We start from the raw sequence: 17,835 nt of genomic DNA on the forward strand, positions 1-17,835 counted from the left end.
TTATCGAAAGAAAACGAAAGGAATCATCATGGTCAACGCAGCGCCAGGGTGATGCTCGATGGCAGTGCGGGCGTGCGCCGGTGCAAAGTCGCCTGCTCGTAGGCATACGCCATCGCAATGAGCGCCATGTCGCCGTGGGCTGGGCCGATGAAGGACAAGCCGACCGGCAAGCCCCCGACCATGCCGGCAGGCACCGTAATATGCGGCAAGTCGGACTGCGGCGATACGCCATGGCAGGTCGGCCCCACCAGCGCATCGAGCGCATGCGAACGCAGCAGCGCTTCAATGCCGCCAGACCCGGACGCGGGCGGCGGCTCGATCAGTTCGGCGCCCTGTTCGCGCAACACCAGCAGCGCCTGCTCGATCACGGCATCGGTCCCGGCGCACAGGCCGAACAGGCTGCGCGCCACGCCGATGCGGCGCCCTTGCAAGCCGGCAAGGTCGAGCGTCAAGCCATCGGCCAGGCGCTCGCCCGTCAGGGCGGCGAGCAGCCAGGCCGCCTCGCGCACGCTGGGCGCCATCGGCCCTGCCGTGGCTGGCTCACCGCCCTGCCCGCCAGCAGTCCTGCCCGTGGGCTTGATGGCGACCAGGCCGCAGTTTGAAGCAGGCGCGACGATGGAGCCGTCCGCTGCGCTGTCGACGGCCAGGATAGTCAGGCCGGCCCAGCTGGCACTGGCATGCGGCACGCTGACGGCGGCCCACTGGCGCAAATTGCTTTTGCCGATGATGACGGCGCCGGCCGCGCGCAAGCGCGCCGCCACAAAGGAATCGCAGCTGGCATGCGTGGCCAGGGGTGCCTGCGTGTGCGTCTTCATGCGGTCGCCCGTGGCGATATTGTCGCGCAAGACCACGGGGATGCCATGCAAGGGGCCGCGCACCTTGTGCACCTGCCGCTCGCGGTCCATTTCCAGCGCAATTTTCAGTGCGTCGGGATTGATTTCAATGCCGGGATAGGCGCGCGCGCCGATGCTGCACAGGGAGCGGATGCGCACCAGGTACTGCGACGTCAGCGCATGGGAACTGAGTTTGCCTGCCTGCATCATCTGCTGTTGCGGCAAGACCCCTGCGTCGAGCAAATGGGCCATGGGACTGGCGGGCGCCGTGGCACGGGCCAATACGGGGCGCGACACGCCCCGGGACGCGCCACTGCGTAACATCTGACTGCGCTGCATCGTATCTCCAGGAAACCTCAGTGTTTCTAACGCAATAATGTGCTAGCCGTAGCATAGCAGTCCTTGCAACTCAATTGTTGTTGAAAGGAATTATTTTTCAAGCAAAAAAAAACGCCGCCCGAAGGCAGCGTTTCTTGATGGTCAAGCACTGGCGCGTATCAGTTGCGCACGACACGCTTGTATTCGTTGGTACGGGTATCGATTTCGATGACGTCGTCCTGTGCCACGAACAGCGGCACTTGCACGGTGTGGCGGTGCGCGTCGATGGCGTTTTCGATCTTGGCTTCTTTCAGGACGTTGCCCGACGTGTTGCCCTTGACCGCAGGCTCCGAGTACACCACTTGACGGGCGATGGTCGTCGGCAGTTCAACGGAGATAGCCTTGCCGTCGTAGAAAATGGCTTCGCATTCCATGCCATCTTTCAGGTAATGCAGTGCATCGCCCAGGTTTTCTTCTTCGATTTCGTACTGGTTGTACTCGGTGTCCATGAAAACGAACAGCGGGTCGGCGAAGTACGAATACGTCACTGGCTTTTTATCCAGAACAACCACGTCGAACTTGTCGTCGCCGCGGAACACGTTTTCCATCGGGGTGTTCGTCAGAAGATTTTTCATCTTCCATTTGTAGGTGAAGCCCGTGCGGCTCGAACCGTTGACATCAGAACGCAACACGATCATTGGCTTGCTGTCGACCATGATGATATTGCCAACACGAATTTCTTTTGCGGGTTTCATAGGAATGTACGTAAAAAGTGGGTTGCATGAAGACCATCTGCCGCCTGTGCGCCATCAGCGCCGCAAGCTTGCGTTTGATCGGTTAAAAATACGTTAGAAATAACCGGGCATTTTACCTTAATTTTGGGCAAGCGCCTATCTCGTCGCGCCGGCGAACGCCAGCAAGTTACTTGCCAGATCGCCATGCGCCTGCATCTGCCGCTGCCAGGCTTGCGCGCGCGCGCGGATGCGCGGCAGATCGGCCTGCAATGCGGGCCACAGCTGCGCCCACGGCAAGGCGTCCGCGCTGGCGCCATTCCAGGCCAGCGCCGCCTGCACCAGGCTGTCGATGGCGCCGTCCGCATCGACCGCATAGCGCTGCAGGAAGGCGCGCAATTTCACGTGATGCAAGTTTTCGTCCTGCAAGTAGATATGCCAGAGAAACGGCTGGCCCGCCCATTGCGCGCGCACGAAGGAATCCTCGCCACGCACCAGGTTCACGTCGCAAGCCCACAGCAGGCGGTCGTAATCGTCCTGCGGCACGAAAGGTAGCACGCGCACGGTGAGCGCGCCGCGCGTGCGCGCCGCACCGGCTACCGCCGCATCGTCGCCAATAAACGCTTGAACGGCGTCGAACGCGACGCCTTCCGGCACCAGGCATACCACAGCTTGCTCACCCGCCTGCCAGGCCGCGAACAGCTCGGCGACGGGCGCGGACGGATAGCAGAACAGCGATACTTTCACGGCGCACATTTCCGCCGCCGTGACGCCGAACTGCCCGAGGAATGCCGCCATGGCGGGCGCATCGGACTGGAACGCCAGCCTTTTTTCATCGAGCGCCGCTTCGCGCAGCAAGCCGCCCGTCTTATCGGTAAAACCGGGAAAGAAGAAATGCTTGATCATGCCGTGGCGCGGCGACGTCAGCGCGTGGCAGCCCTCGACCCACTCTTCCGCCGTCAATCCCTCCAGATTCAGCCACACGGGATGCGGCGCACACTGCGCCATGGCGGCGATATAGCCGGGCGGAATGTCGCAGGCAAAAAACTCGATGACGATGTCGGCAATATCGACGGGGGCAAACGCGCCATCCTGGCCGCGCCAGTGGCGGACCGTGACGCCGGACACCTGCTGCGCTTCGGCCGCCACGTCGATTTCGGGGCAGATGCGCCGGAAACTGGATAAATCATCGACCCACAGGGTGACGGCGACGCCGTGCTCGCCGTTCAACTGCCGCGCCAGGCGCCAGCAAATGCCGATATCGCCGTAGTTGTCGACGACTTTGCAGAAGATGGCGAGAGATGGTGCGCGATCGGTAGGTAGTGGCATAGTCAAGAGGAAGAGAAAAACGTGGGCATGGCGGCCAATAACAAAAAAGCCGCGCTGTTACCAGGCGGCTTTTTTGTTGGCTGATTCAGCCGGTCTGGCGTCCCCAAGGGGATTCGAACCCCTGTACTCACCGTGAAAGGGTGATGTCCTAGGCCTCTAGACGATGGGGACAGAAAATCTGTCCTGGATGCGCTGCGTTGCATCCCGACCTGTTACTTTACTTGCTGACTGCGTGCGAATCTGGCGTCCCCAAGGGGATTCGAACCCCTGTACTCACCGTGAAAGGGTGATGTCCTAGGCCTCTAGACGATGGGGACAGAAATCTGTCCTGAATGCATTACTTCGCATCCTGACCCGGTACTACAGCAATCGCAGAAACAAAAAAGGCCTGACTTGTCAGGCCCGTTCAGCACTGCACTCTTGCTTTACAACTAAATCCTGGCGTCCCCAAGGGGATTCGAACCCCTGTACTCACCGTGAAAGGGTGATGTCCTAGGCCTCTAGACGATGGGGACCTGTGCTGGCTTTACTCTCAGCGGACTCTTCGATGAAGGCTTTGCTTAGCCCCTCAAAAAAGCGTGCGCGAAGTATAGCACGGGGCCGCTCACAAAATCAACCGCAGGCGCATCTTATTTTCCATGGAGGAAACCGCTCCCGGCGGCGATTGCTCAATGTGCAATCGATCGGCTGCGCGGGCGAGGTACAGGTCCTCCGCAACAGCAGCCAGACCAGCAAAAGGAAAGCCTCTTGCCCCCCCTTCGTTTGCACTGACCCAAACCCGCGTCATACAAGGGTTGGGCGGCGGGAGGAGCTGAGCAAGCCTGGCCCGCCGCCTTGACCATCAGTTCTTGTAATGGCTGAAGCGATAACCTTGGTCGAAGTATGCTGCCAATGCGACGATCGCTCCGGAGCACGTGAGCATCAAGGCCACGGCGCTCGTGTCACGCGTCGCGGACTGGGCCACCATTGATAACGCCCACAACGGGGCAATACCGCCGGCAATGGCAGTGCCGATTTCACGCCCCGAACCGACCCCCGTCGAGCGGTTTTGCACGGCAAACTGGCGACTGAGGAAAGAGCCCTGTGGGGCGAACATCATCGGCGCCAGCACCCCGGTGCCGACGATCAGCGCCAGGTAAATCAGCCTGTTCTCGCCGCTGTCGAGCAACTGCATGAACGGGTACGCGAACAATGCTGACAGCAGGCCGCCGACGATCAGCAGCTTCTTGCTGCTGAACTTGTCACACAGATAGCCGAAGAGCGGGACGGTAAAGATTGCGACCAGACTGGCCAGTGTCACCGATAGCGATGTCACGCTGGCCGAAATGCCTTTGAACTGGGTCAGGTAGGCCAGCGAGAAGGTCTTGAAGACATAGCTCAGTGCGTTGTAACCGATGGCGACAAAGAAGACGACGCCCAGGCCCTTAAGATTGGTTTTCCACAATTCGCGGAACGGCCTCTTCTGGCGATGGCTTTCCTCGAAGTGGTGATACTCTGGCGTTTCCGGCAGACTCCCACGCACCCAGAGCCCAACCAGTACCAGCACGAAACTGAGGATGAAGGGAATGCGCCAGCCGCCGGCAAGCAAAAACTTGTCGCCATTGACGGTCAGCAGATAAACGGTCAGCGACGACAGCAACAGGCCAAGGTTCAGCCCCAATGCAGGCCACGCACCTTGTCGTCCCTTCTTGTTGTCGGCCGCATGTTCGTAGGAAGTTACCGCCGCTCCCGCCAGTTCAGCACCGGCGCCCAGGCCCTGCACAATGCGGATCAGCACCAGGCACAGGGGCGCCCAAACGCCGATGCTGGCGTAGGAAGGGACCAGGCCAATGGCGGTCGTGCACAAGCCCATCATACAGAAAGTAACGAACAACATTTTCTTGCGCCCGTAGCGGTCGCCGAAGTAGCCGAAGAACAGCCCCCCGATCGGTCGCGCCACAAAGCCGATGGCGAAGGTGGCAAAGGCTTGCAGCGATGCATTCGCCGGGTCCGAGGTATCGAAGAAGACCTTGCTGAAGACAATCGACGCCATCGTCGCGTAAAGATAAAAGTCATACCACTCCAGCATTGAGCCGACGATGGTCGCTGCCGCCACTTTGCGCAAACGACTTTTTGTCTGTGCCGGGGTTTCCTGTTCCGTTTTTTGAATGTTCAAAATGTCTCCTTCATGAATTAATTTTTTTATTTTTCGCCTAGAGCGTTCGAGTTGGGGCTGGCCGGGGAGCGACAGACAACCGTACGTTGTCCGCTACGCAAACTCAGCGCCTCATCACTTCACGCACAATGTATTCAGCAATGGCTAGCGACGATGTCGCCCCTGGTGACGGTGCATTGCGGATGTGGGTAATGTTGCCGTGTTGGCGAATCACGAAATCGTCAACCAGCGCACCATTGGCCTCCATTGCCTGGGCACGGATCCCACGCACCGCCGGAACAATACCGACCGAGGCAAGCGTCGGCACATAGCGCGCCGCCTCGCGGACAAAGCTCGCCTCGCTGACCACAGTCTTCAGTTCCCGAAGCGTCGCCGGCAGGTTACGGGCAGCAAACTTCCAAAAGCCAGGGTAGCTGGCAAAATTGAAGATGTCGGCCAGGTTCATGCTGCGCCCGTCATAGTTCTCGCGACCGAAGGATATGAAAGCATTCGGGCCGATCGTCATCTGTCCGTCGATACGCTTTGTGAAATGCACCCCGAGGAAAGGAAAGCGCGGGTCCGGCACCGGGTAGATCAAGCCTTTGACATGCGACTTGAAAGCCTCGTCGATCACGTAATACTGGCCGAAGAACGGTACGATGCGTGGCGTGTCCTGATCGCCCGAACGCTCTGCCAGGCGATCTGACTGCAAACCCGCGCAGGCAATTGCCTGATCGAATACCGTATCGAAGACCTCTCCGTCTGCAAGTTCGACCCGTACTTCGCCGCCTTGCTCAAGCAGGCGCTCAACCGGTGAATTCAGACAAATGCGCCCGCCACGTTCCCTGATTTCATCGGCGATTCGGGCCGCAATTTGACCGTAACTGACAATCGCCGTTTTCGGTGAATGCAAGGCGCCCAGGCCGATGCAGTTGGGCTCGATTTCGCGCAGCTCATTTGAGCCGATCAGCCGCACGCCAGGCACACCGTTGGCCTGCGCTTTCCGATAAATCGCCTCCAGGCGAGGCAACTCTTCCTCTTGTAGCGCGACGACAACTTTGCCGCACTCGTCGTAGGGGATCGCATTGTCGCGGCAATAGTTGCCAATCAATTCGCCCCCGCGCCTGCAAAGTCGTGCCTTGAGTCCCCCCGGCTCATAGTACAGACCGGCATGGACCACACCCGAATTGTGGCTGGACTGATGACTGGCGACACTCGCCTCCTTTTCGAACAGCACCACCGTGGCGTCGGGAAAATCCAACAATAACTGACGTGCGACTGCGAGGCCATTTATCCCCCCGCCGATAACTGCATAACGCTTCTTGTTCATTGCGCCTCTCAAAAAAATAACAAACTCGTCATTTCACTGCTACATGCATCACTTTGGCGAAGGGCGAGGGCCTGCATATGCCGCCCGCCCAACGCCTGGCACCGACGCGATTTGCCCTGTCAAGCATTTTTGATCAAGCACAATTTAGATAAAAGCGAAAAATTATGTACAATTAATTTCGAAAAAAGAGAACAAGTGATGTCCATGACTTTAAAGCAACTCGAAGCGTTCTACTGGGCCGCCACCTGCGCCAACTTTGCGATTGCCGCCGAACGCCTGCATTTGTCCGTATCGTCTCTCTCCAAGCGCATTTCAGAACTGGAGGAAGCGCTTGGCATCAATCTGTTCGACCGGAGTGGCCACCGCGCCGTACTCAGCGATGCAGGCCAGGCATTGCTGCCACGCGCGCTGGCGCTGCTCGATGACGCCGCCGCAATACGTACCGCCTTCACACCCTCTGCCGGGCTAGTTGGCCGTTGCACCTTTGGTGTTGGCGAACTCAGCGCGCTGACCTGGCTACCGCAGTTCATTGCGCAAGTCCGGGCACTGCATCCCAAATTGACGCTCGAACCCTATGTCGACGTGGGCTCAGTTCTGGAAAGCCGTGTCGCCAAGGGCGAGCTCGATTTTGCGATCATTGCCGGACGCTCATCGCACCACGGCATCCTGTCGCAACCAGTCAGCCAAGCACAATTCATCTGGCTTGCCGCGCCAACCCTGGCTGTATCTGACAGCCCGCCTGGCTTACGTGGTGCCGCCGATTTACTTGACGCTGGACAGCCCATCGTTGCCTTACCGCCATCAGCTGGCACCACGCGACTGATTGATGACTGGCTACTGGCTCACGGCATCGCTGCCGTTGAGCGCATAAGTTGCAATAATTGGGGGGCCATTGCCGGCATGCTGATTGCCTCTGTCGGGATCGGCATACTGCCCACTGGCTGGAGTCAAAAGCTGGTTGACCAGGGTCTGCTGCTCCCGCTCGCCGCCGCCGAAATGCCAGCACCGGTAATCTATTCTTTTCAGTGGCGGCGCGGAGACAACCGTCCACTGCTCGACCAGCTACGCGGGCTTTCCACCCAATATGTCGACTTCACTGCCGATCTATCGCGACCGCTGGGCAGCATAACGGAACGCTGATAACTGCCGGCCATGCGCCGCCCGCTGGCCACCTCGTCCGCTCGAGGCGACTTTGGTCATCATGTGATTTATGTGCTGTTGGTGGAGGCGGCATGGATACGGATGCTGGCTTCAGAAGATGGTGCTGTCGGATTACGCTACGCTAATCCGACCTACGCCACACTCCCCTGTCGGGTATGGCGGGAAGTGTCGCGGAAATAAAAAAAGCCGCTCGAGGCGACTTTGATTATCACGTGATTTCTGCGCTGTTGGTGGAGGTAAGCGGGATCGAACCGCTGACCTCTTGCATGCCATGCAAGCGCTCTCCCAGCTGAGCTATACCCCCCGGGCGCAGAAACACTGCTACTTCTTACTACAACACCAGACTGAACTGGCGTCCCCAAGGGGATTCGAACCCCTGTACTCACCGTGAAAGGGTGATGTCCTAGGCCTCTAGACGATGGGGACCAAGGAACTACAGTTTACTACCTTACTTCTGCGCTGTTGGTGGAGGTAAGCGGGATCGAACCGCTGACCTCTTGCATGCCATGCAAGCGCTCTCCCAGCTGAGCTATACCCCCCGGGCGCAGAAATAATAAAAGCCGCACTTGGCGACTTTGTTCCACTACTTGCTTTCCATCCAGATTCCGTTTTTTACGGGCCTGAACTTACAACAATCAGTACAAACAACTGCCACTACTATACCACAACTACCTGGCGTCCCCAAGGGGATTCGAACCCCTGTACTCACCGTGAAAGGGTGATGTCCTAGGCCTCTAGACGATGGGGACCGCGGAACTTCCAAACAACATCTGCACCACTTCAACAAGCAACATCATTGCTGCTGGTGGAGGTAAGCGGGATCGAACCGCTGACCTCTTGCATGCCATGCAAGCGCTCTCCCAGCTGAGCTATACCCCCGTTGGTGCAGAAACAAGAGTATAGCAAAGAAGTTTCACTCTGCAAATACCCTTTTTCGTCTATGAGCAACTTTTCATAGGGGCGGTTTCCGCACTCTATTTTTACGGCTATTCCAGCGCTTATTTCAGAACAGCGATTACAGCCACTTTGCCAGGCGCGCCAGCACGGTGTCGCGGCCGAACATGACCACCACCTGATCGATGGCCGGCGTCTGCAGCTGGCCCGTCAGAATCAGGCGCAAAGGCATGGCCAGCAGCGGCATCTTGATGGTATTGGCGGCCAGCACTTCCTTGATCATGGCGGCCACGGCTTCCTTGCTCCACTCCACCGTGGCGATGCGCTCGGCAAACTGCGCCAGCACGGGCTTGATGGCATCCGTGATGTGCTGCGCAGCCAGTTCCGCTTCCGGCTGCGGCTCGCGGAAGAACAGCATCGAAGCGTCAGCCAGTTCATTGACCGTGTTGGCGCGCTCTTTCATCATGCCCAGCACTTGCGCCAGGTCCGGCGCGCCTTCGAAGACGGCGCCGGCGGCGACCATTTGCGGACGCGCCAGGTCGGCCAGGCGGGTATTGTCGGCCTGCTTGATGTACTGGTTATTGAGCCACTTGAGCTTTTCCAGGTCGAACTGCGCGGCCGACTTGGTCAGGTGCTCGAGGTTGAACCACTCGCAGAACTGCGCCACCGAGAAGACTTCATCGTCGCCATGGCTCCAGCCCAGGCGCGCCAGGTAATTCAGCATCGATTCAGGCAGGAAGCCCTGCGCCGGATAATCCATCACGCTGACGGCATCGCGGCGCTTCGACATCTTCTGGCCGTCCGAACCCAAAATCATCGGCAGGTGGCCGTACAGCGGCAGCGGTGCACCGATGGCGCGCAGGATGTTGATCTGGCGCGGGGTGTTGTTGACGTGATCGTCGCCGCGCAGCACGTGCGTGATGCCCATGTCCCAGTCATCGACGGCCACGCAGAAGTTGTACGTCGGCGTGCCGTCAGGACGGGCGATCACCAGGTCGTCCAGTTCGCGGTTCGAGATCGTGATCGTGCCCTTGACCACATCGTCCCACGTCACGTCGCCATCGAGCGGATTCTTGAAGCGCACGACGGGCTTGCGGTCCGCTGGCACGGCCGGCAGGGTCTTGCCCGGTTCCGGGCGCCAGGTGCCGTCGTAGCGTGGCTTTTCGCCGGCGGCGCGCATGCGCTCGCGCATTGCTTCGACTTCTTCCGGCGACGAGTAGCAGTGGTACGCCGTGCCTTCGGCCAGCATCTGCGCCACCACTTCGCGGTAGCGGTCCATGCGCTGCATCTGGTAGAACGGGCCTTCGTCGTGGTCCAGGCCCAGCCACTTCATGCCTTCGATGATGGCTTGCACGGCTTCCGGCGTGGAACGCTCCACGTCCGTGTCTTCGATGCGCAGCACGAAGGTGCCGCCGAAATGGCGGGCATACGCCCAGCTGTATAAAGCGGTGCGGGCGCCGCCCAGGTGCAGATAGCCGGTCGGGCTGGGAGCGAAACGGGTACGGACGGGAGTAGCGTTTGTGGTCATCGAAGTAATCAGGCTTGAATAAGTAAAACGCCATTTTACTCTGTTGACCGCCGCCGCTCCACAAGCGTCGTCACAGCTGCAGCAAGCGCCTTTTCACCTCGTCCGCCTGCGCATGCAGCGCCTGCTCGAACAGGGCCACCAGCTGCGACAGGGGCCGGTGCAAGGGTTTCACGAGATTCACGGTGAACGGCAGGGACACGGCAAAGCGACGGATCTGCAAGCCCTGCCCCGCATAATCGAGCGCCGTGAGCGGATTGACGATGGCCAGCCCCACGCCTTCGCGCACCATGGCACAGACGGAAGCGGCGCTGTGCGTGTCGAGCGCCATGCGCCGCTCCACGCCAGCCTGCGCGAAGATGGCGTCGATCTGCTGGCGGTAGGGGTCGACGGCGGCCAGGCTGATGAAAGGCTGGCCCGCGAAGTCCGCCGGCACCAAGGTCATCTTGCCTGCCAATGGATGGCCGTCGGGCAGTACGCACACTTCATCGACGGACATCAAGGTATCGAGTACGGTGCCCGGCGGCGCATTGCCCACTTCCGTCAGGCCGATATCGTGGCGCTGCGCCGACAGCCACTCTTCCAGCAGCGGCGACTCCTGCGGCGTGATGCTGATGCTCACCTTGGGAAAATCGGCGACGAAGCGCTTGCACGCCTGCGGCAGCAAGGATTGGGAAAACACGGGCAGGCAGGCGATCGACAACTGTCCCTGGTCGAACTGGCGCAGGGCCGCCGCCGTGCTGACGATGCGCTCCAGACCGAAGTACGCGCGCTGCACTTCCTCGAACAGCTGCAGCGCCTGGGCCGTGGGGCGCAGACGCCCCCGTTCGCGCTCGAACAGGGTCAATCCCGTCAAATGTTCGAGGCGCGCCAGCTCGCGGCTGACGGTGGGCTGCGAGGTGTGCAGCATGGCGGCGGCGGCCGTCACGCTGCCCGTCGTCATGATGGCGCGAAAAACCTCGATGTGGCGCAATGAGATAGTCATACCCATATCATAAATGAATAAGGTCACCTTAAATGGATATTTTATGTTTACACAGAAAACCCCCATCATGGACAGCATCGTAGGTCGGATTAGCGGGCAAAGCCCGCGTAATCCGACACCACCTCCGACGCCACCCATCACATAATAAAGACCACCGCCATGAAACCAGTGCCAGACGCCACCCTCGCCCAACTCGCCCAGGAACACGGCACGCCCCTGTGGGTGTATGACGCGGCCACCATCCGCGCGCGCATCGCGCAGCTGGCGCAATTTGACACCGTGCGCTTCGCGCAAAAGGCCAACTCGAACATCCATTTGCTCACCCTGATGCGCGAAGCAGGCGTGCACGTGGACGCCGTCTCGCTGGGCGAGATCGAACGCGCGCTGCAGGCAGGCTTTACGCCGGCGCAAACGAACGGCGCCGCCGGCCTGGTGTTCACCTGCGACCTGTTCGACCGCGCCGCCCTGGCGCGCGTGGCGGCGGCAAAAATTGAAGTCAATTGCGGCTCCGTCGACATGCTGCGCCAGCTGGGCCCCGTGTCGCCCGGCCACCGCGTCTGGCTGCGCATCAATCCCGGCTATGGCCATGGCCACAGCAACAAGACGAATACGGGCGGCGAAAACAGCAAGCACGGCATCTGGTACGAAGAGCTGCCGGAGGCGCTGGCCGTCATTCGCGCCCACGGACTGCACCTGGTGGGCCTGCACATGCACATCGGCTCGGGCGTCGATTACAGCCACCTGGAAACCGTCTGCGGCACCATGGTCGACCTGGTCAAGAACATGGGCCACGACATCGAAGCCATTTCCACGGGCGGCGGCCTGTCCGTGCCGTACCGCGAAGGCGAGCAACCAGTCGACACGGACCACTACTTCCAGCTGTGGGATGCGGCGCGCAAGCAGATCGAGGCGCACCTGGGCCATCGCGTGCACCTGGAAATCGAACCTGGCCGCTTCCTCGTGGCCGATGCGGGCCTGCTGGTGGCCGAAGTGCGCGCCACCAAGCAAATGGGCGGCAAGCACTTCACCTTGCTCGATACGGGCTTCAATGAACTGATGCGCCCCGCCATGTACGGCAGCTACCATGAAATGTCGGTGATCGCGCACGACGGCCGCGCTCTCGATGAGCAGCACGCCACCGTCGTCGGCGGCCCCCTGTGCGAATCGGGCGACGTCTTCACCCAGCGCGATGGCGGCGTGGTGGAAACCCGGCAGCTGCCGGCAGCGCAGGTGGGCGACTATGTGGTCTTCGAAGGCGCGGGCGCGTATGGCGCGTCGATGTCGTCGAACTATAACAGCCGCCCGCATGCAGCCGAATACCTGGTCGATGGGGCGCAATCCCGCCTGATCCGCCGGCGCCAGACGGTTGCCGAGCTGATCGCGCTGGAACAACTGTAAATCCTCGCCCGCGTGCGGGCATGCGCATCTGCTAACATCGGGGCAACTCGATGAAAGCCCGCCATGCCCGCCCAAGCACTTCCCTTCCGCAGCGCCACCCGGCTGCTTCTGCCGCTGCTGCTGTCCGCCGTCCTCGCCGGGTGCGCTTCCCTGCCCTCGCTGGACGGCCGCATCTCCTCCAGCGTCATCGCCGACACACACCACACCCAATTGGCCACGGCCATTGCGCCCATGGTGGCGCAGCATCCCGGCGTGTCCGGCATTTACCCGCTGGTCGACGGGCGCGACGCCTTTGCCGCGCGCGCCCTGCTGGCCGCCGCCGCCCAGCGCAGCCTGGACGTGCAGTACTACATCTGGCACAAGGACATCACGGGCACCCTGCTGTTCGATGCCTTGCGCCAGGCGGCCGAACGGGGCGTGCGCGTGCGCCTGCTGCTCGACGATAACAACACGGCGGGCCTGGACCAGACCCTGTCCATGCTGGGCAAGCAGCGGAACCTGGAAATCCGCCTGTTCAATCCCTTCGTGCCCCGCGCGCCGCGCGCGCTGGCCTTCGCCACCGATTTTTCGCGCCTCAACCGGCGCATGCACAACAAATCGTTCACGGCCGACAACCACGCCACCATCGTGGGCGGGCGCAACGTGGGCGATGAATACTTCGGCGCGGCCGGCGATGTGCTGTTCGCCGACCTGGACGTGCTGGCCATCGGCCCCGTCGTCGGCGAGGTCTCGCAGGATTTCGACCGCTACTGGAACAGCGCCTCGGCCTACCCGGCCGCAATGCTGCTGACCAGCCCTGTCGATGGCGACGCGGCCACCATCGCCGCCGAGGCGGACCGCATCGACGACACCAGGGCGGCCGAAGAATACGTGCAGGCGCTGCGCACCTCGCCCTTCGTCAAGCAGATGATGGAACGCACCCTGCCCTTCGAATGGGCAAGGACGCGCATGGTCAGCGACGACCCGGCCAAGGTGCTGGACCAGGCCAGGCCCGGCACGCGCGTGGCGGAAAACCTGCAAAACCTGCTCGATGTGCCGGAAAAGGAAGTGGATCTGGTATCGCCGTATTTCGTGCCCGGCAAGTCCGGCACGCAAGCCTTTGCCGACCTGGCGAAAAAAGGCGTGGGCGTGCGCATCCTGACGAACGCGCTGGAAGCGACCGACGTGGCGGCCGTGCATGCGGGTTATGCAAAATGGCGTAAACCGCTGCTGGAAGCGGGCGTGCTGCTGTACGAGTCGCGCCGCTCGTGGGAGGCCGGCGACGCGCGCGAACAGCCGGGCCGCTTCGGCAGCTCCGCATCGAGCCTGCATGCGAAGACCTTTGCCGTCGACGACCGGCGCATCTTTGTCGGCTCGTTCAATTTCGATCCGCGCTCGATCGAATTGAATACGGAAATGGGCCTCGTCATCGACAGCCCCGCGCTGGCCAGCCAGCTGGGGCTAGCCATGCGCACCACCATCCCGCAGCGCGCCTACCAGGTGCTGCTTGGCGACGACGGCGCGCTGTACTGGATCGCCCGCGACGCCAGCGGCGCCGCCACGCGCTACGACACGGAACCGGGCACCAGCGTGTGGAAGCGCATGGGAGTGGCGATTCTGTCGGTGCTGCCGATAGACTGGCTGCTGTAAGCGGTTTTGCCGACGATGTTGTCGGATGACGCGTGGCTGCGCCCCGCGTCATCCGACCTACGAGGTCATCGTAGGTCGGGTTAGCGCAAAGCGCGTAAGCCGACAAGCGCGCAGCACCGCCCTTAGCGCACCGCCTCCGTCAAAATCCGCCCTTCCGACGCGGACGGCTGGCGTATGCGCAGCAGATGCGCCAGGGTCGGCGCGATGTCGACCACTTCCGCGTACTGGCCATAGGCGCCCGGCTTGATCCAGCGGGGGCCGAACACCATCAGCGGCACGTTGGTGTCATACGTGTACGGCGTGCCGTGCGAAGTGCCGCCGCTGCCCTTGCCGAAGTACCAGGCCGGTTTTGTGACGACCATCAGGTCGCCCGACAGCTGGCGGTTCCAGGCGCGGCGCATCAGGGTATCCATGCGCGTGGCCACGGCGCCTGTTTCCATCTGCGTGCGCGTATAGACTTGCGCCAGGCCGTCCTGCTGCAGCAGGAAGCGGGCCGCCGCGTCTTCCAGCGCGGCGCGATGGACGCCGCCCTTTTCCGCCAGCGCGTAATCGAGGTAGATATTCGGCAGCGACGACGTCGTCACCAGCTTATCGATGCCCAGGCTTGTCGCCAGGTGCTGGTTCAGGCTTGCGACCAGCTTGTCGCCGTCGATGCGCTTGGCCGTAAAGCCGCCGCGCGCTTCCGTAAATTCCGGCACGTTGGCAAAGCCATGGTCGGCCGTCAGCACCACCAGCACGTTGTCCATGCCGACTTTTTTATCGAGATCAAGAAAGAAGCCGGCCAGCATGCGGTCCAGGCGCTGCAGGTGGTCGTGCGACATCTTGCTTTCCGGGCCGTAGGCATGGTTCACGTAGTCGTGCGCGGACAGGCTCACGCCCAGGATGTCGGGCACGCCGGCCGGGTTGCGGCCCAGGTTCTCGCCGTCGATGGCGGCACGGGCAAATTCCAGGGTCAGTTCATCGAGGAAGGGACCGGACTTCAAGCGGCTGTAGTACTCGCCGTCGAGCTTGCCGCTGTCGCTGTAATAGGCGAACGGGAAGGTATTGCGCGTGCCCGGCTTGGCCGCCACCAGATCGTCGCGCGCATCGTTGACATATGCCCCGTCGGCCAGCAGCGGCGTCCAGCTCTTGCCGTAATAACGGTCCTGCGGTTTGGCCGCCTGGTAGCGCTGCACCCATTGCGGATGCTGCTGCATGTAATAGGTGCTGCTGGCGAAGTTGCCCGTCTTTTCCATGTACATATAGGCCGTGCCCGTTTTCCCGGCCAGCAGGATGGCGCCGCGGTCCTTGCCCGACACGGTGACGACCTTGGCCTTGTCGCCCGTGGCATAGCGCAGCTCGTCGCCGAGGGTGCTCACGCGCAGCTTGGTCGGCGCGGTGCCGTCGTCCGGCTTCGTCTCTTCGCCGATGTAATGGAAATTGCCATCCTCGGTGCAATACACGGACTTTTTCGTGACGGGATCGATCCAGTTATTGCCGATCACGCCATGCTGGTACGGGTAGGCGCCCGACAGCACGGCCGAGTGGCCGATGGCGGTAACCGTGATGCCATGCGCCTGGTGCGCATCGCTGAACCACGCGCCCTGCTCCAGCAGGCGGCGGAAACCGCCCTGGCCGAACTGCTCGCGGTAGCGCGTCACCTGCTCCTGCGGCAAACCGTCGACCACCAGCACCACGACCAGCTTCGGCTGCGCCGCAGCCGAGGGTACGGCCTTGGCCGCATATGCCTGGCAAGCCGCCACGCTCGTCACCAGCAGCAGCGCCTGCGCCAGCTGCCGGGAAAGGGAGAAATGTTTCGTCATATCCACTCATCAAAAGTTAGGCCACCGGGCAGCATACGCCGACTATATGACACAACAATGACAAGAAGCAACAATATGAAAAGGCCGGGCCCCATCGCTGGAACCCGGCCTGTGCCGCAACAGACAATATATCCGACTTACTTGACCGTCACTTTGATGCTTTTGCTTAACTCCGGCCCATACGACTGGTGCGCGCCATTGGCGAACTGCATGGTGAGCGTGTACTGGCCCGGCGGCAAGGTGACGTCCGTTTCCGTTTGACCTTTGCCAAAATGCAAATGCTTGTCATCCATGGGGATCATCTCGCCCGCCTTCATCGGCCCCGTATTGATGAGCAGATGATGGTGGCCCGTCTTGGCCGTCATGTCGCCGGCCGGCTTGACGTCCATGCCGCTGACGGCAAATTTCACTTTGAACGGGCTCGTCACCGTCGCACCATCGGCTGGCTCGACGAAGGAAACGGATTGGGCGAAGGCGCTGGCGGCCAGCAGGCTGCCGGCAAGCAGGACTGCGGCCTGGCGCAGAAATACGGTAGTCAATTGCATGATGTCTCCTCTTGTTAATAACAATACGGACTGCATGAAACCATATTCCTGCTGATACTGGCGCATGGGAGCGCGAAGTCCAACGTTTAATCGTTCTTGATGACGATGCTAGGGAACTTGCTGGTCATATCCTTCGCCTTTTCCGCCACCTTGATGGCGATGGTGCGGGCGATCTGCTTGTAGATCACGGCGACGGGGCCTTCCGGCTCGGCCACGACGGTCGGCGTGCCGGAATCCGTCTGCTGGCGAATCGCCATGGTCAGCGGCAAGGCGCCGAGGAATTCCACGCCGAAGTCCGCGCACATCTTCGCGCCGCCGCCGGCGCCGAAGATTTCTTCCGCATGGCCGCAGTTCGAGCAGATGTGCGTGCTCATGTTTTCCACCACGCCGAGGATCGGGATGCCGACCTTCTCGAACATTTTGAGACCCTTGCGCGCGTCCAGCAACGCGATGTCCTGCGGCGTCGTGACGATCACGGCGCCCGTGACGGGCACTTTCTGCGACAGGGTCAATTGAATGTCGCCCGTGCCTGGCGGCATGTCGACGATCAGATAATCGAGGTCGCGCCAGTTGGTCTGGTCCAGCAACTGCTGCAAGGCTTGCGTGACCATGGGGCCGCGCCACACCATCGGCTCGTCCGGGTCGATCATGAAGCCGATCGACGACACTTGCAGGCCGTGGTTTTCCATCGGCTCCATGCTCTTGCCGTCCAGCGTCTTCGGCTGGCCGCTGATGCCCAGCATCATCGGCTGCGACGGGCCATAGATGTCGGCGTCCAGCATGCCGACGGTGGCGCCTTCGGCAGCCAGGGCCAGGGCCAGGTTGACGGCCGTGGTCGATTTGCCAACACCGCCCTTGCCGGAAGCGACGGCAATGATGTTTTTCACGTTGCTCATCGGCTTCAAGCCGCGCTGCACCGTGTGCGAAATGATCTTCGACGACACGCCCACGCTGACGTTGCCCACGCCCGGCAGCACGCGCAACGCGGCCAGCACGGACTTGCGGATCAGGTCGATCTGGCTCTTGGCGGGGTAACCCAGTTCGATGTCGAGCGAAATGTCGCTGCCATCGACCTTCAGATTCTTGACGGTTTTGCTGGAAACGAAATCTTTATGTGTATTTGGATCAATAACCTGGGCCAGCGCGGCCTTGACGTCTTCTACTGTGATGCTCATGTAAATCTCCGTGTGTACTACATATGTGCAATACGCGCAGTCTAGC

The 17,835-nt window shown here is 61.2% G+C and carries 13 protein-coding genes and 8 tRNA genes; 3 read left to right on the forward strand and 18 right to left on the reverse strand.

Features of this window, described 5'->3' with window-relative positions; genetic code table 11:
* Nucleotides 1-32 precede the first annotated feature (32 nt).
* The 8 genes from OX462_RS18380 to lhgO all read right to left on the reverse strand — a co-directional run bounded on the left by OX462_RS18380 (nucleotide 33) and on the right by lhgO (nucleotide 6,675).
* Nucleotides 33-1,172: an amidase family protein gene (locus OX462_RS18380; protein ID WP_409026751.1), complete on the reverse strand. Its 1,140-nt coding sequence runs from the start codon at nucleotides 1,170-1,172 to the stop codon at nucleotides 33-35.
* A 158-nt stretch (nucleotides 1,173-1,330) separates the two neighbouring features.
* The gene (locus tag OX462_RS18385) at nucleotides 1,331-1,906 is read right to left on the reverse strand and encodes an elongation factor P (protein ID WP_070223695.1); all 576 of its coding nucleotides are present in this window, start codon (nucleotides 1,904-1,906) and stop codon (nucleotides 1,331-1,333) included.
* Nucleotides 1,907-2,041: 135 nt separating this feature from the next.
* On the reverse strand, nucleotides 2,042-3,211 hold the full coding sequence (gene earP / locus OX462_RS18390) for an elongation factor P maturation arginine rhamnosyltransferase EarP (RefSeq protein ID WP_409026752.1): 1,170 nt from the start codon (nucleotides 3,209-3,211) through the stop codon (nucleotides 2,042-2,044).
* 95 nt (nucleotides 3,212-3,306) lie between these two features.
* Nucleotides 3,307-3,382, reverse strand: a tRNA-Glu gene (locus OX462_RS18395).
* 70 nt (nucleotides 3,383-3,452) lie between these two features.
* A tRNA-Glu gene (locus tag OX462_RS18400) sits at nucleotides 3,453-3,528 on the reverse strand.
* A 122-nt stretch (nucleotides 3,529-3,650) separates the two neighbouring features.
* Nucleotides 3,651-3,726, reverse strand: a tRNA-Glu gene (locus OX462_RS18405).
* Between the two features lie 326 nt (nucleotides 3,727-4,052).
* Complete coding sequence (locus tag OX462_RS18410) at nucleotides 4,053-5,366, reverse strand: MFS transporter (protein WP_227742140.1); 1,314 nt, start codon at nucleotides 5,364-5,366, stop codon at nucleotides 4,053-4,055.
* A gap of 103 nt (nucleotides 5,367-5,469) precedes the next feature.
* Entirely contained in the window at nucleotides 5,470-6,675 is a 1,206-nt protein-coding gene (gene lhgO / locus OX462_RS18415) for an L-2-hydroxyglutarate dehydrogenase (protein WP_070290416.1), read from the reverse strand.
* Between the two features lie 204 nt (nucleotides 6,676-6,879).
* On the opposite strand from lhgO, the gene OX462_RS18420 reads away from it, so the two are divergent.
* Nucleotides 6,880-7,815, forward strand: coding sequence for a LysR family transcriptional regulator (locus tag OX462_RS18420; protein WP_409028762.1), 936 nt, complete (start codon nucleotides 6,880-6,882; stop codon nucleotides 7,813-7,815).
* A gap of 249 nt (nucleotides 7,816-8,064) precedes the next feature.
* Here OX462_RS18420 and OX462_RS18425 read toward each other — a convergent pair.
* The 7 genes from OX462_RS18425 to OX462_RS18455 all read right to left on the reverse strand — a co-directional run bounded on the left by OX462_RS18425 (nucleotide 8,065) and on the right by OX462_RS18455 (nucleotide 11,240).
* Nucleotides 8,065-8,140, reverse strand: a tRNA-Ala gene (locus OX462_RS18425).
* 46 nt (nucleotides 8,141-8,186) lie between these two features.
* Nucleotides 8,187-8,262 (reverse strand) — tRNA-Glu (locus OX462_RS18430).
* A gap of 37 nt (nucleotides 8,263-8,299) precedes the next feature.
* Nucleotides 8,300-8,375, reverse strand: a tRNA-Ala gene (locus OX462_RS18435).
* Nucleotides 8,376-8,509: 134 nt separating this feature from the next.
* Nucleotides 8,510-8,585: transfer RNA gene (locus tag OX462_RS18440), tRNA-Glu, on the reverse strand.
* Between the two features lie 54 nt (nucleotides 8,586-8,639).
* Nucleotides 8,640-8,715 (reverse strand) — tRNA-Ala (locus tag OX462_RS18445).
* A 136-nt stretch (nucleotides 8,716-8,851) separates the two neighbouring features.
* The gene (gene gltX / locus OX462_RS18450; RefSeq protein WP_409026753.1) at nucleotides 8,852-10,258 is read right to left on the reverse strand and encodes a glutamate--tRNA ligase; all 1,407 of its coding nucleotides are present in this window, start codon (nucleotides 10,256-10,258) and stop codon (nucleotides 8,852-8,854) included.
* A gap of 70 nt (nucleotides 10,259-10,328) precedes the next feature.
* Nucleotides 10,329-11,240, reverse strand: a complete 912-nt coding sequence (locus tag OX462_RS18455) for a LysR family transcriptional regulator (protein ID WP_070288873.1) — start codon at nucleotides 11,238-11,240, stop codon at nucleotides 10,329-10,331.
* Between the two features lie 159 nt (nucleotides 11,241-11,399).
* Here OX462_RS18455 and lysA point away from each other — a divergent pair, with 159 nt between their 5' ends.
* On the forward strand, nucleotides 11,400-12,638 hold the full coding sequence (lysA, locus tag OX462_RS18460; RefSeq protein ID WP_070288872.1) for a diaminopimelate decarboxylase: 1,239 nt from the start codon (nucleotides 11,400-11,402) through the stop codon (nucleotides 12,636-12,638).
* Nucleotides 12,639-12,701: 63 nt separating this feature from the next.
* Entirely contained in the window at nucleotides 12,702-14,267 is a 1,566-nt protein-coding gene (locus tag OX462_RS18465) for a phospholipase D family protein (RefSeq protein WP_409026754.1), read from the forward strand.
* A 122-nt stretch (nucleotides 14,268-14,389) separates the two neighbouring features.
* On the opposite strand, the gene OX462_RS18470 is transcribed toward OX462_RS18465, so the two are convergent.
* The 3 genes from OX462_RS18470 to apbC form a co-directional block, all read right to left on the reverse strand.
* Nucleotides 14,390-16,069, reverse strand: a complete 1,680-nt coding sequence (locus OX462_RS18470) for an alkaline phosphatase family protein (RefSeq protein WP_409026755.1) — start codon at nucleotides 16,067-16,069, stop codon at nucleotides 14,390-14,392.
* Between the two features lie 137 nt (nucleotides 16,070-16,206).
* On the reverse strand, nucleotides 16,207-16,614 hold the full coding sequence (locus OX462_RS18475) for a DUF4399 domain-containing protein (RefSeq protein ID WP_070312351.1): 408 nt from the start codon (nucleotides 16,612-16,614) through the stop codon (nucleotides 16,207-16,209).
* 86 nt (nucleotides 16,615-16,700) lie between these two features.
* Complete coding sequence (gene apbC, locus OX462_RS18480; RefSeq protein ID WP_070219730.1) at nucleotides 16,701-17,789, reverse strand: iron-sulfur cluster carrier protein ApbC; 1,089 nt, start codon at nucleotides 17,787-17,789, stop codon at nucleotides 16,701-16,703.
* Between the last annotated feature and the right edge of the window lie 46 nt (nucleotides 17,790-17,835).

The organism is Janthinobacterium aestuarii, assembly GCF_046113285.1.
Classification (GTDB): domain Bacteria; phylum Pseudomonadota; class Gammaproteobacteria; order Burkholderiales; family Burkholderiaceae_D; genus Janthinobacterium.

What these genes read in the sequence shown, in the direction of transcription:
- OX462_RS18470 (WP_409026755.1), bottom strand. Translation starts at nt 16,069, where the DNA reads ATGACGAAACATTTCTCCCTTTCCCGGCAGCTGGCGCAGGCGCTGCTG.
- lhgO (WP_070290416.1), bottom strand. Translation starts at nt 6,675, where the DNA reads ATGAACAAGAAGCGTTATGCAGTTATCGGCGGGGGGATAAATGGCCTC.
- apbC (WP_070219730.1), bottom strand. Translation starts at nt 17,789, where the DNA reads ATGAGCATCACAGTAGAAGACGTCAAGGCCGCGCTGGCCCAGGTTATT.
- OX462_RS18455 (WP_070288873.1), bottom strand. Translation starts at nt 11,240, where the DNA reads ATGACTATCTCATTGCGCCACATCGAGGTTTTTCGCGCCATCATGACG.
- earP (WP_409026752.1), bottom strand. Translation starts at nt 3,211, where the DNA reads ATGCCACTACCTACCGATCGCGCACCATCTCTCGCCATCTTCTGCAAA.
- OX462_RS18420 (WP_409028762.1), top strand. Translation starts at nt 6,880, where the DNA reads ATGACTTTAAAGCAACTCGAAGCGTTCTACTGGGCCGCCACCTGCGCC.
- lysA (WP_070288872.1), top strand. Translation starts at nt 11,400, where the DNA reads ATGAAACCAGTGCCAGACGCCACCCTCGCCCAACTCGCCCAGGAACAC.
- OX462_RS18385 (WP_070223695.1), bottom strand. Translation starts at nt 1,906, where the DNA reads ATGAAACCCGCAAAAGAAATTCGTGTTGGCAATATCATCATGGTCGAC.
- OX462_RS18475 (WP_070312351.1), bottom strand. Translation starts at nt 16,614, where the DNA reads ATGCAATTGACTACCGTATTTCTGCGCCAGGCCGCAGTCCTGCTTGCC.
- OX462_RS18380 (WP_409026751.1), bottom strand. Translation starts at nt 1,172, where the DNA reads ATGCAGCGCAGTCAGATGTTACGCAGTGGCGCGTCCCGGGGCGTGTCG.
- OX462_RS18465 (WP_409026754.1), top strand. Translation starts at nt 12,702, where the DNA reads ATGCCCGCCCAAGCACTTCCCTTCCGCAGCGCCACCCGGCTGCTTCTG.
- gltX (WP_409026753.1), bottom strand. Translation starts at nt 10,258, where the DNA reads ATGACCACAAACGCTACTCCCGTCCGTACCCGTTTCGCTCCCAGCCCG.